The 26,806-nt window shown below is 45.1% G+C and carries 23 protein-coding genes and 1 pseudogene; 10 read left to right on the top strand and 14 right to left on the bottom strand.

Annotated features, from left to right (window positions below; translation table 11 throughout):
* Positions 1 to 50: 50 nt before the first annotated feature.
* From FTV29_RS15310 to FTV29_RS11145, 5 genes and pseudogenes are all read left to right on the top strand, one after another.
* Positions 51 to 138 (top strand): annotated as a pseudogene (locus FTV29_RS15310) (hypothetical protein); the annotation flags it as partial.
* A gap of 436 nt (positions 139 to 574) precedes the next feature.
* A complete protein-coding gene (hmpA, locus tag FTV29_RS11160) occupies positions 575 to 1,786 on the top strand; it encodes an NO-inducible flavohemoprotein (protein WP_005094157.1) in 1,212 nt (403 codons plus the stop codon).
* A gap of 89 nt (positions 1,787 to 1,875) precedes the next feature.
* Positions 1,876 to 2,328 (top strand): Rrf2 family transcriptional regulator, encoded by a 453-nt coding sequence (locus tag FTV29_RS11155; protein ID WP_100357821.1) that lies wholly within the window; start codon positions 1,876 to 1,878, stop codon positions 2,326 to 2,328.
* A gap of 88 nt (positions 2,329 to 2,416) precedes the next feature.
* Entirely contained in the window at positions 2,417 to 3,361 is a 945-nt protein-coding gene (yihA, locus tag FTV29_RS11150; RefSeq protein ID WP_005168732.1) for a ribosome biogenesis GTP-binding protein YihA/YsxC, read from the top strand.
* A gap of 231 nt (positions 3,362 to 3,592) precedes the next feature.
* Positions 3,593 to 4,012, top strand: a complete 420-nt coding sequence (locus tag FTV29_RS11145) for a VOC family protein (protein WP_180050822.1) — start codon at positions 3,593 to 3,595, stop codon at positions 4,010 to 4,012.
* Here FTV29_RS11145 and FTV29_RS11140 read toward each other — a convergent pair.
* Positions 4,009 to 5,247 carry a dicarboxylate/amino acid:cation symporter gene (locus tag FTV29_RS11140; protein ID WP_034608350.1) on the bottom strand — a complete coding sequence of 413 codons (1,239 nt, stop codon included), beginning with the start codon at positions 5,245 to 5,247 and terminating at the stop codon, positions 4,009 to 4,011. The two genes, FTV29_RS11145 and FTV29_RS11140, sit on opposite strands and share 4 nt — an antisense overlap.
* A gap of 176 nt (positions 5,248 to 5,423) precedes the next feature.
* On the bottom strand, positions 5,424 to 6,296 hold the full coding sequence (locus FTV29_RS11135; protein WP_005094170.1) for an acyl-CoA thioesterase II: 873 nt from the start codon (positions 6,294 to 6,296) through the stop codon (positions 5,424 to 5,426).
* A 285-nt stretch (positions 6,297 to 6,581) separates the two neighbouring features.
* Between FTV29_RS11135 and plsB the strand changes: the two genes are divergently transcribed.
* Positions 6,582 to 9,149 (top strand): glycerol-3-phosphate 1-O-acyltransferase PlsB, encoded by a 2,568-nt coding sequence (plsB, locus tag FTV29_RS11130; RefSeq protein WP_159138633.1) that lies wholly within the window; start codon positions 6,582 to 6,584, stop codon positions 9,147 to 9,149.
* 138 nt (positions 9,150 to 9,287) lie between these two features.
* Here plsB and FTV29_RS11125 read toward each other — a convergent pair whose 3' ends face one another.
* A complete protein-coding gene (locus FTV29_RS11125; protein WP_159138634.1) occupies positions 9,288 to 10,103 on the bottom strand; it encodes an NAD(P)H-binding protein in 816 nt (271 codons plus the stop codon).
* Positions 10,104 to 10,136: 33 nt separating this feature from the next.
* On the opposite strand from FTV29_RS11125, the gene recG reads away from it, so the two are divergent.
* Positions 10,137 to 12,182: an ATP-dependent DNA helicase RecG gene (recG, locus tag FTV29_RS11120; protein ID WP_159138635.1), complete on the top strand. Its 2,046-nt coding sequence runs from the start codon at positions 10,137 to 10,139 to the stop codon at positions 12,180 to 12,182.
* Positions 12,169 to 12,804: a ComF family protein gene (locus FTV29_RS11115; protein ID WP_100329359.1), complete on the top strand. Its 636-nt coding sequence runs from the start codon at positions 12,169 to 12,171 to the stop codon at positions 12,802 to 12,804. Before recG ends, FTV29_RS11115 begins: the two co-directional genes overlap by 14 nt.
* A 3-nt stretch (positions 12,805 to 12,807) precedes the next feature.
* On the opposite strand, the gene FTV29_RS11110 is transcribed toward FTV29_RS11115, so the two are convergent.
* Entirely contained in the window at positions 12,808 to 13,209 is a 402-nt protein-coding gene (locus FTV29_RS11110; RefSeq protein ID WP_005094183.1) for an NUDIX domain-containing protein, read from the bottom strand.
* Between the two features lie 31 nt (positions 13,210 to 13,240).
* Positions 13,241 to 13,831, bottom strand: a complete 591-nt coding sequence (locus FTV29_RS11105; RefSeq protein ID WP_005094184.1) for a TIGR00730 family Rossman fold protein — start codon at positions 13,829 to 13,831, stop codon at positions 13,241 to 13,243.
* 152 nt (positions 13,832 to 13,983) lie between these two features.
* On the opposite strand from FTV29_RS11105, the gene FTV29_RS11100 reads away from it, so the two are divergent.
* Entirely contained in the window at positions 13,984 to 14,997 is a 1,014-nt protein-coding gene (locus FTV29_RS11100; RefSeq protein ID WP_005168743.1) for a CorA family divalent cation transporter, read from the top strand.
* Between the two features lie 325 nt (positions 14,998 to 15,322).
* Here FTV29_RS11100 and FTV29_RS11095 read toward each other — a convergent pair whose 3' ends face one another.
* The 8 genes from FTV29_RS11095 to dxs all read right to left on the bottom strand — a co-directional run bounded on the left by FTV29_RS11095 (position 15,323) and on the right by dxs (position 24,241).
* Entirely contained in the window at positions 15,323 to 15,613 is a 291-nt protein-coding gene (locus FTV29_RS11095; protein WP_005168745.1) for an STAS domain-containing protein, read from the bottom strand.
* A gap of 15 nt (positions 15,614 to 15,628) precedes the next feature.
* The gene (locus tag FTV29_RS11090) at positions 15,629 to 16,261 is read right to left on the bottom strand and encodes a phospholipid-binding protein MlaC (RefSeq protein WP_005094187.1); all 633 of its coding nucleotides are present in this window, start codon (positions 16,259 to 16,261) and stop codon (positions 15,629 to 15,631) included.
* Positions 16,262 to 16,279: 18 nt separating this feature from the next.
* A complete protein-coding gene (locus FTV29_RS11085) occupies positions 16,280 to 16,957 on the bottom strand; it encodes an outer membrane lipid asymmetry maintenance protein MlaD (protein ID WP_180071967.1) in 678 nt (225 codons plus the stop codon).
* Complete coding sequence (gene mlaE, locus FTV29_RS11080; protein ID WP_074383590.1) at positions 16,957 to 17,736, bottom strand: lipid asymmetry maintenance ABC transporter permease subunit MlaE; 780 nt, start codon at positions 17,734 to 17,736, stop codon at positions 16,957 to 16,959. Before mlaE ends, FTV29_RS11085 begins: the two co-directional genes overlap by 1 nt.
* Entirely contained in the window at positions 17,733 to 18,551 is an 819-nt protein-coding gene (locus FTV29_RS11075; protein WP_005094190.1) for an ABC transporter ATP-binding protein, read from the bottom strand. Before FTV29_RS11075 ends, mlaE begins: the two co-directional genes overlap by 4 nt.
* Before the next feature lie 406 nt (positions 18,552 to 18,957).
* The gene (locus FTV29_RS11070; RefSeq protein WP_005168750.1) at positions 18,958 to 20,835 is read right to left on the bottom strand and encodes a DEAD/DEAH box helicase; all 1,878 of its coding nucleotides are present in this window, start codon (positions 20,833 to 20,835) and stop codon (positions 18,958 to 18,960) included.
* A gap of 550 nt (positions 20,836 to 21,385) precedes the next feature.
* The gene (locus FTV29_RS11065) at positions 21,386 to 22,216 is read right to left on the bottom strand and encodes an inositol monophosphatase family protein (RefSeq protein ID WP_034608351.1); all 831 of its coding nucleotides are present in this window, start codon (positions 22,214 to 22,216) and stop codon (positions 21,386 to 21,388) included.
* Between the two features lie 114 nt (positions 22,217 to 22,330).
* A complete protein-coding gene (gene dxs, locus FTV29_RS11060; RefSeq protein ID WP_180075518.1) occupies positions 22,331 to 24,241 on the bottom strand; it encodes a 1-deoxy-D-xylulose-5-phosphate synthase in 1,911 nt (636 codons plus the stop codon).
* Positions 24,242 to 24,550: 309 nt separating this feature from the next.
* Here dxs and ribA point away from each other — a divergent pair, with 309 nt between their 5' ends.
* On the top strand, positions 24,551 to 25,153 hold the full coding sequence (ribA, locus tag FTV29_RS11055; RefSeq protein ID WP_180075517.1) for a GTP cyclohydrolase II: 603 nt from the start codon (positions 24,551 to 24,553) through the stop codon (positions 25,151 to 25,153).
* 150 nt (positions 25,154 to 25,303) lie between these two features.
* On the opposite strand, the gene hemN is transcribed toward ribA, so the two are convergent.
* Entirely contained in the window at positions 25,304 to 26,677 is a 1,374-nt protein-coding gene (gene hemN / locus FTV29_RS11050) for an oxygen-independent coproporphyrinogen III oxidase (protein WP_180075516.1), read from the bottom strand.
* Positions 26,678 to 26,806: the final 129 nt, after the last annotated feature.

Genomic DNA, 26,806 nt, shown 5'->3' with positions numbered 1-26,806 from the left:
GGAAAAGTTATGTGAGCACCCCTTGGTATTGCTAAAAAACCACAAATACCATGCAAGACATTGTCTTATGCTCACAGCTTACCAGTCGGCATGGTCTGCTTGTCGGTTTAACTGAAACTAAAAAAACAGTCACTCTTATTTATGAACAGAGTGTCGATCGGAATAGTGCTTTTGAAATGCTGCAAAACCCAAGTGGCCGAACCTCAAAAAAATGCCAAACAAGCAGAATTTGCAAAACAGCAAGCCAAGGAACAGTGACCTCTAACCGGTGAGCAACAAAAGGAATTAGAACACGCGACTTAGGCAACCTAAAAAGTTCATAAAAGATACTGATCGATTTATCAAACTGCGCACGCAGGCTCGGAGATGATACCGGGGAGAATTGTCCGCGAGTTTCATGACTGCTTTTTCAGTGAAAATAGCACGATTTATTCCTATCAAGATTTTTAAAATTATGGGATATTCAGATATCCCATAATTTTTTTATGGTTTTATTAAAAGATGTATTTACAAGGCATGCTTTAAGATGTATTTTAAATACATCTTATAAATAAACAGCCATGAGAGATCAAACATGACTCCGCAGCAAATTGACCTTGTAAAAGCAACAGTGCCTGTACTCCGCGAAAATGGTGTGGCACTCACGGGCTATTTTTATAACCGCATGTTAGGCAACAACCCTGCCCTTAAAGAAACGTTTAATATGGGTCACCAACGCAGTGGTGCACAGGCGCAAGCTCTTGCCGGCGCTGTATTGGCCTATGCCGAAAATATTGAAGACCCATCTGTACTTTTACCTGTGGTTGAGCTGATCGCGCATAAACACGTGAGCTTAAACATTCAAGCGCCAGACTATAATATTGTGGGTGAAAACCTGCTGCATTCTATTAGTGAAGTATTAAGCATCCCGATGGAAGATCCATTAATTGATGCTTGGGCTACAGCTTATGGTCAATTGGCTGACTTGTTCATCAGCACTGAAAAAACGATCTATGAGCAGCATCAGCAAACCAAAGGTAGCTGGTTAGGCTGGCGCAATTTCAAAATTGCCCGAAAAGTAGTAGAAAGTGACGAGATTACTTCAATCTATCTACAACCGGTAGATGGTGGCGATTTACCGAAATATGAAGCGGGTCAATATATTTCAGTTCGTGTATTCGTAGAAGAACTCGGCTTAAAACAGCCGCGTCAATATACGCTTTCAACCAGCCCTCAAGCAGACTATTTGCGTATTTCAGTTAAACGTGAACCGGGCAATGGCGCAGATCAAGTTGCAGGTTGGGTGTCTAACACTCTACATGGTTTGCCGGAAGGTTCAGAAATTGAAGTATCTGCACCAACAGGTAACTTCTACCTGATCGATCCAGCTAAACGTAATGTGTTTATCAGTGGTGGTGTTGGCCTGACGCCAATGATCGCGATGCTGAACCAGCTGGTGACTCTGGATATGCCACAACCTGTGACCTTTATCCATGCTTGCCGTAGCAAACAGGTTCATGCGATGCACCAGCATATTCATGACCTGAAAGCAAAATATCCGCGCTTAAGCACCCTTACTGCTTATGAATTTCCACATCAAGCTGACAAACTGGGTGAGGATTATGATGTAGCAGGTCGTCTGGATCTGAGTACAGTTGATGCAGCGCTGTTACCAGTCAATGCCGATTACTACCTTTGCGGCCCAATGCCATTTATGGCAGAACAGCAAAAAGCACTCGTTGCCCGCGGTATTCCTGCTGAAAATATTCATAGTGAAGCATTTGGTACAGGTGGGGTTCACCACTAAGCCCTCGCTTCAAGCTGAATAGGTGGGGCTAGTCTGGTTATGCTAGACTAGCCCTTATCTATTTAATTCTTAAAGATATTAGTGCGATCATGCAATTAAACAAATTTACCGACTATGCTTTGCGTATTTTAATGTACATCTCCCAGCCGCGAGATACGCTGTATACGATTGCGGAAATTGCGCGAGATTTGTATGTGTCACAAAATCATTTAATGAAGATTGTGCATTTCATGTCGAAACAAGACTGGATTATTGCCACACGCGGTAAAGGCGGCGGCATCCGCTTAAATCCTACTACACTAAATCTAAAACTCGGTGAGATCGTGCGTAGCTTGCAGGGTGAAAATCATGTGATTGTCGAATGTAATACCCCACCCTGCGTACTGCGTAGCAATTGTGGTTTAAAAGGTATTCTCGACCATGCGCTGGAACAGTTTTACCAAAGCCTGAACCAATATACCCTGGCCGATGTGCTCACCCCATCTAACCAATCTCATTTTAGTACTGTTTCTCCAATCGGTTTAATTAACCTGATGGATTAAGTTGCAATAGCATTGCAAAGCAAAGTTCGCTTGCCTGTGCGACTTCCTTTATAATGTTTCTTTGTAGATCATTTATTGAAGTTGAGTTATGCACCACAGCAGAGGAAAATCCAAAAACAGTAAGACAGCCCATGCACCCAAGCAAAAGATCAGCTACGAGAAAAAAGTTGATTCTGCTATTACTGAATATTCTGTGCGCTCACTCAACTGGCTACGCAAAGCCGAATTTTTAATGAGTGCACCAAAACTCAGTCTTTGTGTAGAAGATACAGGCTATGAAATTGCTTTTGCCGGTCGCTCCAATGCCGGTAAATCCAGTGCGATTAATGCCCTGACCAACCAGAAACAGTTGGCACGTGCATCAAAAAGACCCGGCCGCACCCAGATGATTAACTTTTTTAGCTTGGGTAATCCAGATCAGCGTCTGGTCGATTTACCAGGCTATGGCTATGCTGCCGTACCAGAGGCGATGAAAATTGTTTGGCAAAAAGAACTGGAAAATTATCTGATTCATCGCAAAAGCTTACAGGGCTTGGTGCTGTTGATGGATATTCGTCATCCGCTACAACACTTTGATGTGATGATGCTGGAATGGGCTTATTCACGTCATTTGTTTGTGCATGTTCTTTTAACCAAATCAGATAAGCTGAATCGTGGCCCTGCCTCTAAAGCGCTTCAGGAAGTCAAAGCCGCATTAAAAAAAATGAAACTGGACTTCTCGATTCAATTGTTCTCCTCTATGAACAAAGAGGGACTTGAAGAACTGGCCAGCGTCATGGGCGGCCGTCTGAATTTCACTTTAGATCAATCAACTCAATTTGATTTGGACAGTATTCCGGAAGTATCGGCTCATGATCTAAATCAATTCGATGAACCAGTTGAACTCGACTCTGGGTCTGATGCAACTGCTATTGGTGAGGTTTCACCGCATGACTTAAATGAAGCTGAAGAACCGCTTGAATTACTTGAGCAGGATCAGTCAGAACTTAAAGCAGCAGATGAGCTAAACCAGAATAAACGCTCAGCTGAATAATCAAATGACAAAATATTTGATTGATTAATTTAAATTAAAAACCTCCGTTATGCCGCATAACGGAGGTTTTTTTCTAAGGTGATTTTCACCATATCAAGCTGGTCAAGTGATAGCAGCGCCGGATTGATCAGATTTACCTGTTTTTACATGAAGACTGCATTGTTTACTTAGTGATTAAATCCTGATTCATATTAGAATAAATCTTGATCAGCCTTAGATCAGGAACCCATTATGAAACCATCTATCTCTGTGATTACGCTGGCTGTTCAGGACATAGAACAGCCATTGCAATTTTATTGTGAGGGTTTAGGCTTTAAAAGTGACGGAATTATGGGGCAGGAATTTGAATATGGTGCGGTGGCGTTTATTCAACTGCAATCCGGTCTTAAGCTTGCCTTATGGCCGCAGCGCAGCCTTCAGCAAGATACCGGTCTTGAATTGAGCCCGATCTGCCCAACCCAAATGGCGCTGGGACATAATGTCTATAGTCCATTAGAGGTTGACCAGATCATGGTACTGGCTGAACGTGCGGGCGCTAAAATTATCAAAGCTGCACACACCACCTTTTATGGCGGATATGCTGGTTATTTTCAGGATCCCAATGGTCATCTCTGGGAAATTGTCTGGAATCCGGACTTAGATAAAGATTAAACCGGCGCTTCAGGTTCACGGGTATGCCGGTCTACCACCACACTGATCATCATATCGCCCTGCACATTCACCACGGTACGTACCGTATCCAGTAAACGGTCGATCGGCAATAAAATCGCAATCGCCTCGGCAGGCAATCCCACAGATTGCAACACCATAATCATGGTGACCATGCCAGCGCTTGGAATCCCAGGTGCGCCTAAGGATGCAATCATTGCCGTGGCACAGACCACCAGCTGTTGCCCCAGACTCAGATCCAGCCCCATTAAATTGGCAATAAACAAGGCGGCGGCTGCTTCATAGAGTGCTGTGCCATCCATATTCAGCTGTGTTCCCAGTGGAATCACAAAACCTGCCGTATGCGGACGTACGCCCAGATTTTCCTGCGCACATTTCATTGACAGTGGCATGGTGGCCGAACTGGAACTGGTGGCAAATGCGGTAATTAAAGCAGCGCGTGTGCCTTTAAAGAACGTGATCGGATCCATCTTGCCAAAAATCCACAGCAATAAAGGCAATACCACGATGCCATGGAAAATGGTGGTTCCGGTGACCACGGCCGCAAATTCAGCCAGACGACTGAGTACCGAAATATCCTCAGTCGCGATCAGCTTGGCCAATAAAGCAAAAATACCGAAAGGTGCCAGTTTCATCACCCAGCCAATCATCAACATCATGATTTCAAAAAACTGGTGACTCAACTTGCGCACGGTACGGAATTTATCTCCGCCTGCGACCAGTGCCACACCGACAAACAAGGCAAAGACCACCACTGCCAGGACATTGCCATCTGAAAATGCCTTAAACGGATTGATCAGAGTATTTTGGATAAAATTGGTAAAGAAAGAAGATGGCGTTAAGGTGTCCGGAGTCTGATGCTGCGCCATGGCATCCTGGAACATCAGTACATCGACACCCTTGCCGACATCAAACAGATGTGCACAGGCCAGACCTAAAATGAGTGCCAAAGTCGTTGTGGTCACACAGCACATCAGGGTGATTTTCCAGGTGCGATTCAGTTGTCCGCCTGCCTGTAGATTAGATACCCCGACCACAATCGACGTAAAAATTAGCGGAACCAACAGCATTTTTAATAAGCCGATAAAAACACTGCTGACGATGCCGATGCCGTATAAACTGACATCAAAAAATGAGGTCTGCGGAAATATTGTGAGTAAAAATCCAAACAGCACCCCCAATACGGCGGCAATTAAAATTTGCGTATTTAAGCTCATCTTTTCATGCATTTTAATATAGATCTTAAGCGGCACTATGCCATGCCGATTCTACAGAATCGAGTAATATTTTATAAACGCGTGCCTAGAACAAGATCTCAAATAATGATTGTTCTGCGGATTAAAAACAAAAAAACCGAATCTGGGATTCGGCTTTTTGAGCAAAAATATAAAAATTATTGGGTTTCGATTTCACGTAAGCGGATCAGCCCTTCCTGCGTGGTACTACAGACCAGTTCGCCATTCTGCCACATCCGTCCAAAATTCAGACCACGCGAACTGGCACTCTGGGTGGCATCCATGTCATATAGCATCCATTCATCGGCACGAAATGGCTTATGGAAGTACATGGCATGGTCAATACTGGCACATTGCAGGCTTGGCGAAATATAGCTCAGACCATGTGGACGCAGTGCCGTGGTCATCAAGGTAAAGTCTGAATAGAAAGCGGCAATGGCCTGATGCAAAGAAATCTGATCCACTTCTGCAGCAATTCGGTCATGCGTGCGGATATAGTGCGCATAAGACGGCGCTTCCGGTTGCGGCTGAAACGGATTTTGCGGATTGATCGGGCGAATCTCGACATGACGATCACGGGTGAAAGACGCACGGACATTTTCCGGAATAAACTCAATCATTTGTTTGATCAGTTCTGCTTCATTTTTCAGGCTTTCTGCTGGCGGATATTCCGGCTCTGAAATCTGGTAATTGAGACCTTCTTCCTGATGCGCAAAAGACACCATACACATAAAAATAGTGCGACCATGCTGAATCGCACGTACTTGACGGCTGACAAAGCTCTTGCCGTCACGGATACGATCCACTTCATAAATAATCGGTGCATTGACATCTCCACCAAACAGAAAATAGGCATGTAACGAGTGTGCCGGACGGTCTGTGGTATAAGACGCAGCGCGGAGTGCCTGCCCTAAAACCTGCCCACCAAACACGCGCTTGCCCACCAGATTACGGCTGATTCCCCGAAAAATGTTTTCTTCTAACTTTTCCAAGCTGAGCAGCTCGACCAGTTCCTGTGTTAAGGCATTCATAAGCAACCTACGTAATATTGGAGATATCCCAAAAATGGAAAAACAGATCTAAATAATTAATCTGGAATATTCTGCCACAAAATCAGACCGAAACTCTAAAGATTGCATGACTGTTCTGTCATACTGATGTCATAAGTGACTAGGAAAAGCATCTGCTTTCACGCTAAAATTAGAGCACTTCTGTTGAAGTTGTTAAAAAAAGATATATGGTTTCGCTTTGGAAACCCGCAAAAATAAACCCCCTCAGAAGTCCTGTGGTTTTGGTCAGTAAAATTAGGAGCAGCTATGTCCAAGAATGGCTTTGGTCAAATGTATCGCAAGCTTTCAAGTAAGCTACTTGATCTTGTGGTTACCCCTCATGTTCTTGGGGAAGTACCAAGTGAAGTGACAGCACCTGAACCTGATCAGACTGCAACAGAATCGCGAAAGCTGGTCTGCTACGTTTTACAGAACCATTCGCGTAGTAATGCGCTGGTCGTCGATGCAGAAACCCGCCGTTTAAAGTTGCCAGCTGCGCTCGATCCAATGCAACTGGGCAATAGTAAGGAAAAAGCTTCGCTGCTGTTTTTACAGCATCATGATGAAAATAACCTGCTCAGCTCACCGCCGCATGCGTTTCCGCCGCGCCTGTTACGCCTGATTGAAATCCTGGAACAACATCCTGGACTAGATGTGGAATTGGTACCAGTCACGGTGCTTTGGGGACGTGAACCTGAAAAAGAAGATTCCTGGTTCAAACTGCTATTTACCGATACCTGGTCTACGCCAAGCCGGGTCAAGCAACTGGTCAATATCGGTCTGCATGGCCGTCAGTCTTATTTAGAGTTTCACGAACCCCAGTCTTTACGTGCCATGATTGAGCATGCCAAAGAAACGCATCCAAATTCAGCGCCAGCGACTTATATTGTTAGCACTTTAAATGATTATCTGGATGGTCAGCGCGAAGTGATTCTCGGGCCGGATCTGTCCGATCGCCGTAACGTCATGCACGGCCTCATCAAATCGCCAGATGTACAGGCTGCGATTCGCAATGACAGTATTCGCAGTAAAATCTCGATGCTGGAATCTGAACGTCGTGCCATTGGTTATCTGAACGAAATCGTTTCCGATTATTCTCATTCGACTGTACGTTTTGCCGATAAAGCTCTGACCCGCTTATGGACGCAACTCTATGACGGCGTAGAAGTACATAATTTCAGTACCGTGCGTGAACTGGCCAAAGATTATGAGATTGTCTATACCCCATGTCACCGCAGTCACATCGACTATTTATTATTGTCTTATGTGATCTATCGTCGTGGCTTGATGGTGCCGTATATCGCTGCGGGCGATAACCTGAATATGCCTTTTGTGGGTCAGATTTTACGTGGTGGCGGTGCGTTCTTTATCCGCCGTACTTTCCGTGGCAATGCGCTCTATACCACAGTCTTTAAAGAATATTTATATAGCGTTCTGTCACGCAATACCCCACTGGAATACTTTATCGAAGGTGGTCGTTCACGTACTGGTCGTTTGCTACCACCTAAAACTGGGATGCTGGCGATGACCGTACATGGTCATTTACGCGGCAAAGCCAAACCAATTGTCTTTGTACCGACCTATATCGGTTATGAACGCCTGATGGAAGGTGGCACTTATGTCGGTGAAATGAGTGGCAAGCCAAAAGAAGCTGAGTCTATTTTTGGTATTGTCAAAACCCTGCGCAAAATTGAACGCATTTTCGGTAAAGTGCATCTGAATTTTGGTGAGCCGGTATTTCTGGATGACATCCTGAAACAGCATGGCGCAGAAAATATTAAAATTGAAAAGAACGATGATCCAATTCCACAAGCAGTTTCTGATGCAGTAAACAGCTCTGCGCAAGCGATTCTGGAAAATATCAACCGTGCAGTGGTGATCAATCCGGTATCGCTATTATCGTTGATCCTGTTGGCGACACCGAAACATACGCTGGATGAAGAAATCTGTATCAAGCAGCTTGATACTTATCGTACCCTGCTGGCGGCATTACCTTATGATGAACGGATGGAAGTAACCCCGCTTTCAGGCAAAGAAATTATTGCCTATGCAATGAAGCTGAAACTGATCAAGCGGGTAAAACATGTGCTGGGCGATATCATTGCCATTGAAGATAATCAGGCAGTTTTGCTGACTTATTTCCGTAACAATATCGTGCATTCCTTTGTGCTTCCGTCATTGATTGCAGCACTGGCTGAACACAATGGAACGATTCGCCGTGATGATGTCGTCAACATCAGCAGCACCCTGTATCCATTCCTAAAAGCAGAGCTGTTTTTAAAATGGCGTGAAGATGAGATTCAGGATCAGGTCAATGCGCATATTGATAACTTGATTTCTGCCAAACTGATCACGCAAGATGGTGAAAATCTGCTTGCTCCGGCACCCAATACTGAAGTCCATCATCAGCTCGAAGTTCTGGCTGCACCAGTGACTCAAAGTCTGGAACGTTATTACATGACTTTGGCACTGATTACCCAGCGTGGTTCAGGCAATATTTCGACCCGTCAGGTTGAAGAATTGAGCTATCTGGTCGGTCAGCGCCTGTCTGTGCTATATGAATTCAACTCGCCAGAATTCTTCGACAAAGCCCTGTTTCAGAGCTTTATTAAAGTCTTAACCCAAAAAGGTTATCTGTGTACCAATGACGACAATGCCATTGTTTTTGATGAGCAGCTGACCAACGTAGCGCAATATGCAGATCTGGTACTGGATGAAGTGAAATTACAGATGTTGCATCACATCACCGCCTTTACCGATGAAGAACTCAAAGAAGCACTTGATGCAGTTGCGGCTGAACAAGCCAAGAAACGTGCCAAGCGCAAAAAGAAGTAAAGCTTTTATTCTCTCTCCTTTCAGGAGATGGGAAGCAATGCTTCATAAGGGGATGAGGGGGAATTTAAAATCCTTCCCCTTCTCCCCAGCTCTCTCCTACAAGGAACGGGAATTTAATCCTCCCTTTTTAAAGGGAGGTTAGGAGGGATTACTTTTCCTCATTAGTTCCAAATAATCCTCAAAAAAATCTGTATGCTTTAATTCAAATCCTGTTTTTTGCATCCGAGTGGCATAGAGCTTTTTACCGGTGACCTGCTTGTTCTCAACTTCGAGTAAAGGCAGCCCCATCTGCTGCTGAAACCATTGCAAGACTTCATGTAAAAGCTGTGGCTGGTTATTGCTCACAATATAAGAAGACTCAGGATGTTCCACGTGAATCATCTGTGATAAGAAACGTGATAAATCTTCGATATGAATCCGGTTTGACCAGTGCAGATTTGGATAGCTGGTCGTAGATACTGCCATTTTTTGTAAGCGCTCTACCGATGTTCCATAAATTCCACTTGGGCGAATAATTGTACATTGCTCAGGATAAGCCGCTAAATAGATCTGCTCCATCCGATGCAGGATTTTTCCTTGTACATCGTTGGGATGTAGAAGCGTTTCATCATTGACATTTTCTCCAGCATTTTGCCCATAGACCCGTGTCGATGACACCACCACAATCCGCTGCACTGGATGCTGTTTCAAGGCAGTGACAATCGGCTGAACTGAATCCAGATAGGTCTGTTGATAACCATCGACAGCACTTTGTTTTGGACTAAGCAATACATAGACCCAATCAATCGGTGTGACTGTCGTTAAATTCAGTTTATGCACATCTTGAATCAGATGAGTTGCAAAGGAATCTGTTTTGGGACTTGAGCTAATTGTGCTAATTTGATGACCTTGCTCAAATAGTTGTTTAGCAACACGTCGGGATGTTTTACCATAACCGATAAATAAAATATGCATTGAGCACCGAATCACAAATCTGGTTGAGGGGACATGGCTGCAGTCCATCAGTTACAAGGCGTTGGCAATGCCGCCGCTGCATTACTCGAAAAATTAAATATCTTCAATACTGATGATTTGCTTTTTCATCTACCACGTGACTATGAAGACCGTAGCACGATCATTCCCATGAATCAATTGAGCGTGGGGCGTAGCTATTTGCTCGAAGGTATCGTCAAAGGTGTGGATTTCCCGCCGGGTAAACGCAAGTCCATGGCTGTATTACTGGATGATGACTGCGGTAAAGTCACTTTGCGTTTTTATCATATTTATAAAGGCATCACCGATCGCTGCAAGCTCGGTCACCGTTTAAGAATTTTTGGTGAAGTCCGGGTCGGTGCGCGCGGTCTGGAAATGTATCATCCCGAGCTGCAAGTCATTACTGAAGATACCCCGCTACCGCAAACCCAACTTACCGCGATTTATCCGGCCACTGAAGGTCTGACCCAGCCAAAAATACGCGATTATATTCAGCAGGCTTTGGCTCAGTATAGCGATCATCTGCCTGAACTGCTGCCAGCAAAATTTAGCAATGGTTATGCGTTAAAACAGGCACTGGAATATATCCATCATCCGCCAGTCAATGCCAATATGTTGCAACTGGCACAAGGTTCGCATCCCGCACAGCAACGCCTGATCTTTGAAGAACTGGTGGCGCATCAGATCAGTTTATTGACCCGGCGTGCCTTTATTCAGCAGGTTGAAGCCCCTTCATTTACACCGAGTAAAACCTATGCCAAACAGCTTCTGACCAGTCTGGCTTTTGAAATGACCGGTGCGCAAAAACGTGTATCCAAAGAAATCGCACAAGATTTAAAAGCCAATAAACCGATGTTACGTCTGGTACAAGGCGATGTCGGTGCCGGCAAAACATTGGTGGCCGGTGTCGCAGCCTGTCATGCCCTGGAAGAAAGCTGGCAAGTGGCGTTGATGGCCCCTACCGAAATTCTGGCCGAGCAGCATTATCTCAACTTTAAACGCTGGTTTGAGCCACTAGGTCTTAATATCGCTTGGCTGTCCGGCAAGCAAAAAGGCAAAGCCCGCGCCGCAGCGGAACAGCTGATTCGGGACGGGAGCGCCCATCTGGTGATTGGCACCCACGCCCTGTTTCAGGAGAATGTCGAGTTTGCCAAACTCGGTCTGGTGATTATTGATGAGCAACACCGCTTTGGAGTCGATCAACGTCTTGCACTCAGAAATAAAGGTCTGGATGGCATGTCCCCGCATCAGCTGGTGATGACCGCAACCCCGATTCCCCGCACCTTGGCCATGTCGGCTTATGGTGATCTGGATACCTCGGTGATTGACGAGCTGCCACCGGGTCGTACCCCGATTCAAACGGTGACCATTCCACTGGATCGGCGTGAACAAGTTCTGCAACGTATTGCGACGAATTGCGCTGAAGGCAAACAGGCCTATTGGGTCTGTACCTTGGTGGAGCAATCCGAAACTTTAGATGCCCAGGCCGCGGAAGCCACTTTTGCCGAAATTCGGGAACGCTTTCCTGCGCTGAATATCGGTCTGGTACATGGCAAAATGAAAGCCGATGAAAAACAGGCGGTGATGCAGCAATTTAAGAATAATGAATTACAGCTACTCATTGCCACCACCGTAATTGAGGTCGGGGTCGATGTACCCAACGCTTCCATTATGGTGATTGAAAATGCCGAACGTTTAGGCCTGTCACAGCTACATCAGCTACGTGGCCGGGTCGGCCGTGGTGCCAAAGCCAGTTTTTGCGCCCTGCTATACAAGCATCCGCTGTCGCAAAACGGTCAGGAACGCTTAAGAATCATGCGTGAAACCAATGATGGTTTTATGATTGCCGAGAAAGATCTGGAATTGCGTGGGCCAGGTGAATTACTGGGGACTAAACAAACCGGCGATATGAATTTCCGCGTGGCCAAACTTGAACGCGATGATCACCTGCTCAATCAGGCACATTATGTGGCGCAGCAAATTTTAAAAGATTATCCAGATCAGGCTGAGGCGTTATTACAACGCTGGCTACCGGAAGCACCGCGTTATGCCTATGTTTAAATTACTGGCACAGGGAATCTCCAAGCTGAATACGCTTCAGCCCTGCCAGTTGTGTCAGACTGATTATCAGAGCATTTATTCAGTCTGTCAGGATTGCTGGCAGCAGTTGCCGTGGATACATCAAACCATTCAGCGTCAGGAAATGCAGTTTCAGATTGCCTGCGATTATGCCTACCCGATGGATCGGTTGATTCAGCTGTTTAAATATGAACAGAAGCTGCATTTGCAAAATTTACTGGCCGGTACGCTGTTGAGTTTAGAGCTACCCAAAGTCAGTGCAATAGTCCCGATGCCGATCTCGACTGAACGCCTGGCCGAACGCGGTTATAATCAATCTCTGGTGCTGGCCAAGCATGTGGCGAAAAAATTGAATGTTCCCATCTGGCAACCTATTAGCCGGCTGAAACAGCATTCACAAAAAGGCTTAAGCCGTCTGGAAAGAATCGAAGATATCCAGTCGCAATTTCAGATCAGTACACCGTCTAATATTCGTTACCGACGCGTGCTAATCATTGATGATGTAGTGACGACTGGCAGTTCGATTCTAGCGCTCACTCGAAAACTTGAAGAGCTAGGCTGTCAGAAAATTTATGCAGCCTGTCTGGCAGGCGCGCAAATCTAAAATTTAAGCTTGGGCGAGCAAATGTGACTTCACCCACGGAATCACAATTTCAGTCGTTAAGGGCGCCAGCAAGACCTCTTTTTCATCCAGATCAACCCATTTCATTTCAGCGATTTCTGCTTCAATTTTAGGTGCTTGATCGAGCCTTACCCAATAGACATAACTCACCAGTTGATGATCAGGTTCATTGGCAGTCTGGGTTTCAAAACGGCCAATGAATTGCTGAATCTGGGCTTGTGTGCCAATTTCTTCCTGAATTTCACGCAACATGGTGGCTTCCGGGGTTTCATTTGGCTCCAGCTTGCCACCGACCTGCATAAAGCAGGATGTTCCTTGCTTGCGAACCACCAGCAGTTGCTGCGCTTCATTTAAAATAATGGCTGCAGCCACCGTAATCACTTTCATTTATTTTCTACAATTGCGTATTCTAGATAACTTATTTTACAAGGTCGGTCTGATCAACCATACCCCATTTGGCTTCAGGCGGCTGATAACTTTCGAATTGGCGCAAAATATCGTCCAGATCATCACTGATAATCAAAGCCTCAGTGAAACGTGATTTAGTAAAACCCTTCTCCGTGGTCATACGGATGAATTTAATCAGGTCATCATAAAAACCATCGGTATTGAGAAAAGCACAAGGCTTCTGATGAATCCCCAATTGTGCCCAAGTCCATTGTTCAGAAATCTCTTCCAGTGTTCCTGCACCACCGGGAATGGCAATAAATCCCTGAGCCAGTTCCGACATCCGGGTTTTACGCTCATGCATATTATCCACCACATACAGCTCGGTAATATGTGGATGTGCCAGCTCACGATTGACCAGCTGCCTTGGAATCACGCCAATCACCTTACCGCCCGCCGCCAATGCACTATCAGCCACAATACCCATTAAGCCAGAACGACCTCCTCCATAAACCAGCGTTTGCTGTCGTGCCGCCAGAGTCTGACCGACTTTTTCGGCAACCTGCGTATAAAGAGGATCCGAGCCAAGCGCTGAACCACAAAAAATTGCGATAGAATTCATCATTTCATCCTCTAATTGACGCCATATTGTACGAAATCGCGGCAAGCGCGCTTTTTACCAAAATAACTGCTTAATATCAGTGTTTTTATTCAATTCCTTGTCTAAAATACACCCATTCCAATTCACATACTGCGCCCGGGAGAAAAGACAGCATGCTTGAAGCCTTTTACGCCACAGAGCGCGGTAGCTTAGAAGATATCACGATTAATGGTGATTTCGACCTGCATCCAGATTTAGTCTGGCTTGATCTGATTGCGCCTTCACAGGAAGAGCAGCAATGGATTTTAGATGCCTACGAGCAAAATTTACCGACCTTAAAATCGCTGGAAGATATTTCCTCGAGTGCCCGATTTTACCGTGATGATGACGGTATTTTGCATATCAGCACCTATTTTTTAACCAAGAATAAAAACTATCAGGTCGAAAATGAACACGAAGATGAATCCAGTATGCTGGCAACAGTACAAACCGTTGCATTCATTCTGCACAAGGATCGTCTGTTTACTTTGCGTGGTGAAAAACTGGTGGCTTTTCGCGCCTTTCGTGCCCGCGCGCGCCGCAATGATTATGAAATCGATTATAAAGATCCGACCTGGATTTTATTGGGCTTACTCGAAGCCAAGCTGGATGAGCTGGCCGATATTCTGGAAGATGTGCATAAAGATTTAGAGAAATATTCAACTGAAGTGTTGAATAACCGCCATCGTGAACAGATTCTGGATCTGGATGACATGATTACCCGCTTGGCGCAACTTGAAGATATGTTGGGTAAAGCGCAACTGTGTTTAATCGATTTACGCCGCGTCCTGACCTTCCTGTCGCGTCCACGCGCCTTGGGCAGTCATATTTATGATGCGGATATTCGAGAACTGAGTGAAGATGTGCGCTCGCTGGTCGAGCATGATGCTTTCTTGTTCCAGAAAGTACGTTTCCTGCTCGATACCACGTCCGGATTCATTAACACTGAGCAGAACGATACCATTCGTCGATTCTCGATTCTGCCGAGTATGCTTGCGCCACCAATGCTGATTGCCAGTATTTACGGTATGAACACCGAAGTGCTGCCCTTTGCACAAGGCACCATGAGTTTCATCATGGTCAGTATTATTTTAATTGGCTTCCTGATTGGCCCATTAATTTACTTTAGATGGAAGAAGTGGATCTAGAATCCCTCCTAACCTCCCTTTTGAAAAGGGAGAGATGTTTCCTGTCAGGGAGAGGTTTTTTTATTAGATATCCCTTTCTAAGTCTCACTTGCTCTTTAATTAAAGTGAAGCGCAAGAAATGCCTGTATTTAATTCATATTTATTTAATCCCTCTTCAACTTCTCTTTAAAAAGTGAAGAAAATGGTTAGGGAGGATTTTTACACCCCTCTCTCTAACTCTCTCCCTGAGGCAGAGAGGACGTGCAATCCATATTTAGATCTATTTGATTTGAATGATTTCTTAAAATTTGATCACAATAAAAAAGCACCTTTCGGTGCTTTTCTTTTACTGAACGATGTTTAAATCATCCTGCAAATGGCTGGCCTGAATGATATTCATCATTTTAGCAGGAACAGCTTTAAACTGTAGCCCTTGAGCCTGAGGAGTCTGGCGCAGCCAGCGCACCAACACTGCCAAAGCCAAAGTACTGCCACTTTCAAGCTCAGCCAGATTAACCACAAGTGGAAACTTGCTTTGTGACTGGATCACACGCAGACCATTTAAGTAATAGTCCTGTGCATTGTCATAGTCAATCTTGCCTGAAACCTGTAGTTCCTGATCATTGAATGTAATCACGGCTCACCTGTTTGATTATTTCTTGTCGATTGCAGCTTCTGCATCCGGTTTAAAGTTAGCAATTGCTTTATCAATATTACCGCCATTACGTTTTACCGTCGCAGCAAACTGGTTACGGAACTGCAAACCCAGGTCAATACCCGATACGTTGATATTGCGGATTTTCCATTGTGAACCCTTGTCCACCAGCTGGAATGCTACTGGAATTTTCTCGCCCTTGTTATTAAAGTCGATGGTCACAACAGGGTTTTTGCTGTTGCTGGCCTTGTAAGGACGCACGCTATAAGTCTGATTACTGAACTTGGCAAAGGCAGAACCATAGTTTTCAATTAAGGTTTCACGGAAATTCTTTTCAAACTGCGCACGCTGTGCCGCCGTACTATATTGGTTCGTGGCATACGTGCCCATCACAATACGTGTGAAAGACTGAGAATCAATATACGGATCCAGATTCTGGCGCACAATGCTTTTGACCAAAGCTGGATTTGATTGCAGTTTTGCATTGTCAGCTTTGAGGCGCTCAATTAAACCATCTGCTACTTTTTTAATAAAAGCAGGTGGTGCTTCAGACGGTGCAGCAAACACTGTACCAGCAACCATTGTTGAAAGAATGCTTACTGCAAGCGTTTGTTTTACTAAAGTCTTCACTGAATTCTCCTCAATCTATTATTCAACAAATGCAGGTTCTGCATCTGTTGTTTCTGAAACTGTCGTCTGTTCCGATGTAGTTTCTTGACTATCTGACGATTTGCCGGCACCACCAGTAATAAACTTCGTCACCAAATCTTCAATTTCCATGGTGCCTTGGGTATTGGCAATCTGATCGCCGCGTTGCAAATAGCTCAGACCACCACCTGGAATAATTTTCAGGTACTTTTCACCCAATAAGCCATTGGTCGCTACCATAATATAAGCATCTTCATCAATATTGGTGATGGATTTCATGTTAGCTAACAGTTGTTTTTCCATGTCTTTTTGTTGCGCAGGTGTCGCTGCTTCATAGTCCGAGCTGTAGCGTAACTCGTCCAGAGCTTCCTCTTGAACTTGCTTTAATTGTTCAGCATTAAATGAGGTCAATGAGCCATCTAAAGTCATATGTACGGTTGCCAGACGCGTTACAGGATCCAGGGTAATATCATCGACCTGTCCCACTTTCACCCCGCTTAAAGCGACTTTGGCACGTGGCTTGATGCCATTCACATTTTCAAAAGTTGCCGTCATTTTATAGCTGTCGGAAATATTGCTGCCGACCAGACCACTGACACGCATCGCTAAAAAGAATAAGGCAATACCAAATAAAATAACAAAAACACCAACGGCCAGCTCACTAGTACGTGATTTCATTAAACACCTCCGAACATGACCGCAGTCAACACAAAATCAAAGCCTAAAACGCACAGTGAAGAATAGACGACTGTACGCGTTGTAGAAGTTGCAATACCTTCCGATGTCGGTACACAGGCATAGCCTTGATATACCGCAATCCAGGTACACATTAATGCGAATACAAAACTTTTAATAATAGTGCCATTCAAGACATCTTTATAGAATTGCACGCTGCTTTCCATGCCGCTCCAATAAGCGCCTTCATCAGCCCCCAAAAAGTCTACACCGACCATTTTGCCGCCCATAATTCCGACTGCGGCAAAGATCACCGAAAGCATAGGCAAGCTGAAAATCCCCGCCCAGAGACGTGGCGAAATCACCCGTTTTAAGGGATCCACCCCGATCATTTCCATACTGGACAATTGTTCAGTGGCTTTCATCAGACCAATTTCTGCGGTCAAAGCCGAACCGGCACGTCCTGCAAACAGCAAAGCCGCGACCACAGGTGCTAATTCACGCAGCAAGGTCAACGCCACCGCTGTACCAAGCATGGATTCACTGCCAAAGGTCGACAGAATACTGAACATCTGCAAGCCAAGCACGGCACCAATAAACAGACCAGAAACCACAATAATCAGCAGGGACAATACCCCGACCCGATACATCTGATAAACAAATAGTCTTAGCCCAAGCCAGGTCGGCATGGAAAATAAGATCTGCAACAGCATCAGGGTTGCGACCCCAATCCCCTGTACACGTTCAATAACGCGTCTACCTAATGCGGCAATTGCATTCATGAACGTACCTCATCACTTAAATAAGCCCGGTGACTAAACTGATAATCGACTGGACCTTCCACCGAACCCGTCAGGAATTGCTGCACAAAAGTTGAAGGATGCACTTTTAGCTCTGCCGGTGTCCCCTCGCCCTGGATCTTGCCTTCTGCCACAATATAAATGTAATCAGCAATGGATAAGGTTTCTGTCACATCATGCGAGACAATAATCGTGGTCAGATCTAGTGCTTCACGCAATGAACGGATCAGGCGAGTCAATACCCCCATCACAATCGGATCTTGTCCGGCAAAGGGTTCATCGTACATGATCAGTTCAGGGTCCAGCGCAATCGCCCGGGCCAAAGCCACACGTCGGTTCATACCACCAGACAGTTCCGATGGCATCATTTGCTCTGCACCGCGCAAGCCGACGGATTCCAGTTTCAATGCCACGATTTCCTTAATTAGATGTTCTGGCAGTTTGGTATGGGCCCGAATTGGAAACGCGACATTTTCATACACGCTCATATCGGTAAACAAAGCACCACTCTGAAATAGCATACCCATCCGTGCACGTGCTGAAAAAAGTTCGGAACGTGACATCGAGGCAATATCTTTGCCATCCAATAAGACCTGCCCATGCTCAGGCGTCAGCTGCCCACCGATCAATCTTAATAAGGTGGTTTTACCAGTACCGGATGGTCCCATAATGGCGGTAATCTGCCCACGACGAATATTTAAACTCACGTCGTCATAAATCACGCGCTCGCCTCGTTTGAAGCTCAAATTCTTGACTTCAATCAAAGACTGAGTATCTCGCGCTGTTTGATTTTTCATAGCTGAGTTTATTCCTACATTTTTTCAGCATGCATACTATAAAGGAACGAAGTTCAAAATGTTAGCAGTTGAAAAAGGTGGGTGAATATCATAAAAAGATGACAATAATTGATTATTTCGTGTTTTTTATAATAAAAATACGTACTTAGGCTTAAAATGACTAGATTGATTAATTAAAAACACTGTATAAATAATAGATAATATTACATAAAATCAAAGTCAATGCGATATATGGCATATGCACCTCTATCAATTGAGATCGAGCAGCTAAACTTTTCATATTAATAATTATCATAACCCTGACAAAATATGAATTAGTAGACATTTTACGTTAAAAAGCAAAAAACTCAATGCATAAAAAAACCGGTATTTCTACCGGTTTTTTTATCTTCATCTAGCGACTCTATTAGTCGTTAAATTTACGACGTGGACGATCTTCACCACCGAACGAACGTTCACCACGTGGTTTGTCATCAAAGTTGCGACGTACTGGACGATCACCGAAATCACGTTTTGGACGATCATCACCGAATGAACGCGCTGGACGATCACCGAAACCACCTTCACGACGTGGAGCAGGACGATCACCAAAATCACGTTTTGGACGATCACCATAACCGCCTTCACGAGCTGGCTTGTAATCTACACGGTTGCCACGGTTGTCATCATTAGAGCGAGGACGGTCACCAAAACCACCTTCACGACGCGGAGCTGGACGATCACCGAAGTCACGCTTTGGACGGTCATCAAACGAACGTTGTGGACGGTCGCCAAAACCACCTTCACGACGTGGCGCTGGACGGTCACCGAAGTCACGCTTTGGACGGTCATCAAACGAACGTTGTGGACGGTCGCCAAAACCACCTTCACGACGTGGCGCTGGACGATCACCGAAGTCACGACGTGGACGATCTTCGCCAAATGCCGGACGTTCGCCACGTGGTTTGTCATCGAAGCTACGACGTGGACGATCATCACCGCCTTCACGACGTTTGAAGTTGCTTTCGCCTTCAAAACGACGACCACCGCCAAAACCACCACGACCGCCATCACGACGACCGCCGCCATCACGACCACGACCACGGCCAGCGCCATCACGGCTACCACGTGCAGGAGGTGGAGATGGCTCAAGACCTTCGATTTCAGATACGTTTAGACGCGCATCAAGGAAGTCTTCCAAAGCACGGATTTTGCCACGCTCACGGTAAGTTGCAAGTGTAATGGCTTTACCAGTACGACCGGCACGACCTGTACGACCAATACGGTGTACATAGTCTTCGTTCTTCATTGGAAGACCGAAGTTAATTACGTGTGAAATGGTTGGTACGTCAAGACCACGAGCAGCAACGTCAGTTGCAACAAGGATTTTTGCACGACCTTCACGGATGCTGCGTAAACGACGGTTACGTACAGTTTGTGGCATAGCACCATGCAGCGCTACAACTGATAGGCCTGCTTCAGCAAGTTCTTCAGCCAGCATATCTGTGTCTTCTTGAGTTGACGCAAATACAACTGCTTGATCAACGTCTTCTTCGTTCAACCAGTGCGTAAGCAATTTTTTCTTGTGCTCAAAACCGTCAGTCCAATGCAAAGTCTGAGTAATGTCAGTATTTGTAGAGTGACCAGTTTCAATCGAAATACGCAGTGGATCATTCATCATGCGTTCTGCAAGTGTAATGATACGTGGTGCAAACGTCGCAGAGAACATTAGCGTTTGTTTACGGTTTGCAGCCAACTCACCAATTGCTTCCAAGTCTTCAGAGAAACCTAGGTCAAGCATACGGTCAGCTTCATCGACGATTAACGCGTCAACTTTATCAAGCTTGATTTGACGACGATTCACCAAGTCAAGTAGACGGCCTGGAGTTGCAACAACAACTTGCGCGCCTTTTAACTGTTGAATTTGCTTACCGAAAGGCATACCGCCCATGATTGCAGCAATACGAACACCTTTCATGTGACGTACAAATGCAATTGCGTCTTGACATACCTGTTGTGCCAATTCACGAGTTGGTGAAATTACCAAAATATTCGGTTGAGTAACCGCTTTCATGCGGTCTTTAAATGGTACTAATGTATCTTGGCTTGCCAACGCATTTAAGGTAGGAAGCAAGAAAGCAGCAGTTTTACCAGAACCTGTTTGGCTTGACACAAGAAGGTCTTTACCTTCAAGTGCAGCTGGAATCGCTTGTTCTTGTACAGGAGTTGGAGTAGTAAAGCCTAAAGCATCGAGAGCCTGGGTTAGAGATTCGTCGAGGGAAAAATCAGCAAAAGTTTTGCTCATAGAGAGTATTCACCCTGAAGTGGGTGCTCCATTTAATAAATAACAATTATGGACATCGGCAAAAAGCGGCACAGCAAATAATGCTGAAAATATTAGGATTCAGCAGCGATCCGAGTAACGACGATGTGGATATAACGCACGCATGATTACGGCCGCAAACCTGAAGGAATCGCTTAAGCGATTGGGGCGCGAAGGATATGTCCTCTCTATGGACAGCACGCGCATACAATGATTAGAAGATAGTGTTCAGGTAAAGAACAGAAATTAAGTGCGTGGCGAAATTATAGCAGAATAATCAACAATGTCATTAAGTTTTAAAACTAATTTGCTCTGTCTATAATTTATATATTAATTTCATACACTTAAATATGAATAAAAAATGTAACAACCGGTATAAAAAGGCAGTTTTCGCCAATTCACTTGATATTTCCAATATTCATATCATGTTAGAAATATACTCTACCTCCCTTCTTAACTATTTTACTGCTCTAAAAAAGGCATCCCGAAGGATGCCTTTTCTGAAAATTAGATATATTTCATCTAAACCCGATTATTTTGCTGCTTCACCCCAAGCAGGAACAACTGCTTGCATTAAAGGTTTAAGCATTTTCATTGAACAAGCCAAAACTTGACCATTTTCCATAGAGTCGCTACCACCACGTGCATCAACTACAGTACCGCCTGCTTCTTTCACGATCAATTCGCCCGCTGCGATATCCCAAGGTTTTAAACCAAGTTCGAAGTAAGCATCAAAACGGCCTGCAGCAACATAGGCTAAATCCAATGCCGCAGAACCTGAACGACGATATTGCGCGCCAGCTTCAGTCACGTTTAACAAACTTTGAAAATGGTTCTTGGCATAAGATACAACTTCGCCATTACGTTTAGCACGGTAAGCGTGACCAACAGCCATAAAGGTATTTTCCAGGCTGTCTTTGACATTCACACGAATACGACGCTGGTTCATCATGGCACCACGACCACGACTGGCAGAGAATAGCTCATCTTTCACCGGGTCATAAATCACCCCGTGTTGAGTAATGCCTTTGTGCTGAACTGCGATAGAGATACAGAAATGCGGGAAACCGTTAATGAAGTTTAAAGTACCATCCAGTGGATCGATCACCCAACACCAATCGGCGTCGTGACCATTACCTTCCTGATAGCCAAACTCTTCACCAAGGAAACTGTGATTTTTATAGCTTTTACGTAGGGTATCGATGGTCAACTGCTCCAAATAACGATCTACACGCGTTACTGGACCATCAATTCCTTTTTCTTCGACTTGTAGATCGAGTTTATGACGATTCTGATGCGCTTTTAAAAGCTCTTGACCAACTAACTGAGCCGCACGCGCAGCCATCACCACCATAGGTTCCATTGAACACCCACTACAAATTTAAAGAAACTGATAAAGAATAATGCATAAAAGCCCCGATATCTTAGCAAATATCAGGGCTTTTTTGGAGAAAATGTGTCTAAAATTTTTAAGAACTTATGACAAAACGCTTTGCCTCAAGGCTGACCAGGCTTGATTCATTGATTTTTCAATACCTTGCGCATCCAATCCGGCCTGATGCAACATTTGTGCATGCGTGGCCTGAGCCATGAACGTGTCGTCTAAACCAAGATTCAGCAGCGGTTTCACAATCTGTGCTTCTGCCAGATATTCATTGACAGCACTACCCGCACCGCCCATCACGGCATGTTCTTCTACTGTCACAAACAGACTGGTGCTTGATGCCAGATCATCCAGCATTTGCGTATCAAGAGGTTTGATAAAACGCATGTTCACAACACGCACACCAATCTCATGTTTCACTGCAAAGGCTTCAGCGGCGTCGACTGCGGCCTGTACCCGGCTACCAAAAGCCAGAATAGAAATATATTCGTCACACTGCACATTAAAGCTGGCGACAATTTCCGCCTGACCGATTGGAATTTCAAGCATCTTTTGCTGGATATCCACCCCTAAGCCATTGCCACGTGGATAACGCACAGCTGCCGGCCCAGGATATAAATACGCAGTATGCAGCATTTGACGACATTCATTTTCGTCTTTTGGTGCCATGATTACGATATTCGGAATGGTCCGCATATAGGCATAGTCATAGGCACCGGCATGGGTCGGACCATCTTCACCGACCAGACCAGCACGATCAATACCGAAGGTCACATCCAGATTTTGTAAGGCCACATCGTGTACCAGCTGGTCATAACCACGTTGCAGGAAGGTCGAATAAATTGCCACGACCGGCTTTAAGCCTTCACAGGCCATGCCCGCAGCCAGCGTCACGGCATGCTGCTCTGCAATCGCGACATCGAAAAAACGTTCCGGATATTCTTTGGCAAACTGCACCATACCTGAGCCTTCGCACATGGCCGGTGTAATCGCGAGCAAGCGCGAGTCCTGTGCTGCTTCATCGCAGAGCCACTGTCCAAATACATCCGAATATTTCGGTGCAGTCTTGGCAGCGGTAAGGGCATTAAGCTTGCTAATCGCGTGATATTTGATTTGATCCGATTCGGCCGGCGCAAAGCCCTTGCCCTTTTTAGTATAGATATGAATCAGACGTGGGCCTGTACGCTTTTTCAGCGCTTTAAATACATGCACCAGTTGTTTGACATCATGACCATCATAAGGGCCAAAATAGTCAAAGCCGATGGCTTTAAACAGGTTATCTGCGGCATCAGTCGCGGCACAGTGCAAGCGTGAGTTATACAGCCACTCCGGATGCGGCTGTACATAGGCCTCACCTTCCTCGGTAATATTAACGAATTCACCACGCTCCCAGATCGCCGCCAGATGCTTGGCAAAACCGCCAGTACTGCAAGAAATCGACATGTCATTGTCGTTCAGCACCACCATCAGATCGGCATTGTGCGCAACGGCATCGTTCAAGGCTTCAAAGGCCATACCCGCCGTCATGGCGCCATCGCCAATAATCGATACCACTTCACATGGCTTGTTCTGGTAGCGACGTGCCAAGGCCATGCCCAGACCAGCAGAAATTGCCGTCGAAGAATGCCCTACCCCAAAGGTATCAAATTCAGATTCTTCACGTGCCGGAAAGGCTGCCAGACCATCTTTGGCCCGGATAGTGGTGAGCTGTTCACGACGACCGGTCAATGCCTTATGCGGATAGGCCTGATGCCCCACATCCCAGATCAGACGGTCATGTGGAGTATTGAAGCAATAGTGCAGAGCCACCGTAAGTTCAATAACACCGAGGTTGGCACCAAAATGTCCACCACTTTGCCCGGCAGCATACAAAATGAATTGACGTAACTCATCTGCCACTTGCGCTAGCTGGCTTTGCTCGAGTAAACGTAGTTGCTCAGGATGATTGATCGTATCCAGCAACGGTGTTACAGGGCGTTGAGTAGGGATTTCTGTATACAGCATATTATGGCAAAGCCTTCTAAAGCCTGGCAAATCTAAAGCTAGGTCAATGGGGAGTACCCGATCATATAGCTGAATTGTAGCAGCTTCAATTCAGCTACGCTTCTAGCGATGCAATATTAAACAATGATCTCATCGGGGTGAAAAAATCGCAGGCTACGATTATCCTGAATAATCTTACTATTTATCAACTATTATCGTCTGCTTTCTACAAAAAAGAAAATCTAATACAGAATTTCGACTTTGCAATTCTACCAATGTTCAATCATTACGCTATACTTTAGCCACTTTCAGGATTTAACGGGTTCAGCTGTGCCAATCGAATTTGTCGCAACGTCAAGATTACCTACCGCTAACGGTGAATTTAAAATTACTGTATTTCAAGACCCTAAGACTGGCGAAGAACATGTCGCGCTGTCTAAAGGACTTGAAGAAGTTTCTGACGAGCCAGTCGTGGTTCGTGTACATTCTGAATGTTTAACCGGTGATGCCTTTGCTTCACTTAAATGTGACTGTGGCCCGCAATTGCAGGCGACTTTAAAGCTGATCAATGAGTTAGGTCGCGGGGCGATTCTGTATTTGCGTCAGGAAGGACGCGGTATTGGCCTGACCAACAAGATTCGTGCCTATGCCCTGCAAGATCAGGGACATGATACGGTCGATGCCAATTTAATGCTTAATCTGCCGGCTGATGCACGTCAATATGACATGTGCAGCATTATGCTGGATCATTTGCAGGTCAAAGCGGTACGTCTGGTGACCAACAATCCTTTAAAAATTGAAGCTTTAAAAGCCCAAGGGATTAATGTGGTCGATCGGGTGCCCCTCACCGTCGGCTTAAATCCGTTTAATGAGCAATATCTCAAAACCAAACATGAACGTATGGCGCATCTTTATCAGAAGGATGATTTTTAAATCCTCCCCTTAATAAATCCCTCCAAACCTCCCTTTCTTGCGCTTCGACTTAAAGCAATGCTTAAGTCTTGCTCAGGGAGGCTTTTCCTTCTTTCAAAAAGAGGAGAAAACTTCCTCCTTTCTTAAAGGAGGGCTGGGGTGGATTAAGTGTTAAATCGTCATCGAAAAAATCCGGTTCTCGGGCATGCGTCGCTTTAAACGTAAATCAAAAGCCATACAAATATTACGTACAAATGGTTTCCCTTTCTCCAAAATCGTGACTGATGAGTCTGTCATTTGAATCAAACCATCCTGTGCCATTTCTTTAAGCTGTTCCACCACCTGATCGATTTCAGGGAAAAATAGCTCGGGTTTTTCCCATGAGGTACTAAAGCTGCACATCAAATTCAGAATATGCTGACGAATAATCAAATCTTCCTGATTTAAGACATGTCCTTTAAATACCGGAATTTCATTGCGAGCTAAACAGGCATAATATTCTTCAATAGTTTTCACATTCTGGGCAAAGCTGTACCAGCTATCACTGATCGAAGAAATTCCTAAACCGATCATCACTTGAGTTTTAGAGGCGGTGTATCCCATAAAATTGCGGTGTAATGTTCCAGCTTGAAAGGACTGGTACATGCCATCTGTATCTAAAGCAAAATGATCCATGCCAATTTCATGATAGCCATGCGCCAGCAGTTTCTTTTTGGCCGCTTCATAACATTCACGTTTGATTGCATCTTTGGGTACATCAGCATCTTTAAAACCGCGCTGGCCATTGCCTTTAATCCAAGGCACATGTGCATAGCTATATAAAGCCAAACGATCCGGCAGAAGTGAATTGGTTTGCTCAATGGTGTTTAAGACATCGTCCAGATGCTGAAAAGGCAAGCCAAACACCAAATCATGCGAAATCGACTCATAGCCAATTTCACGCGCCCATTCGGTTACCTGTTTGACATGTTCATAGGGCTGAATCCGGTGAATGGCTTTTTGCACGGTTTCATTATAATCCTGCACCCCATAACTGACCCGGCGAAAGCCCAGATCATACAAGCCTTGCAAATGCTCACGCGTGGTATTGTTCGGATGCCCTTCAAAACTGAATTCATGCACAGGCGCTATGTCTGCTTTGGCCAAAATACCTTGAATCAGTTGAGTCAAATGCTCAACAGAAAAGAAAGTCGGTGTTCCCCCACCCAAATGAATTTCTTTAATGACCGGCTTATCTTTCAGCAACTCACAATACAAATCCCATTCTTTCAGCACTGCCTGAATATAGGGCTGTTCCATTTCATGTTTTTTCGTGACTCGCTTATGACACCCGCAAAAAGTGCACAGGCTTTCGCAAAATGGCAGATGGATATACAGGCTGATGCCTTCACTTTGATTGGATTCCGCAAAAGACTTTTTTAGCGTTTGCTTCCATTGTTCCAGTGAGAAATTCTGCTCTTCCCAATATGGAACGGTCGGATAACTGGTATAGCGGGGACCGGGAACATTATATTTTTGAATCAGGGAACTGACCTGTACCGACATGACACCCACCTACTACCATCGAGAAATGCCCAAACCCATGAGCGCTTGCAAGTTATTGTGCTGAGCTTGAAAAAAGAATTCAACCTAGCCATTTGGTCGGATTTAATGCCCCATTCTGTCCATCAATAC

Origin of the sequence: Acinetobacter sp. YH12254, assembly GCF_013417415.1 — a bacterium.
Classification (GTDB): domain Bacteria; phylum Pseudomonadota; class Gammaproteobacteria; order Pseudomonadales; family Moraxellaceae; genus Acinetobacter; species Acinetobacter pseudolwoffii.
This window is presented reverse-complemented; position numbering and strand designations above follow the sequence as displayed.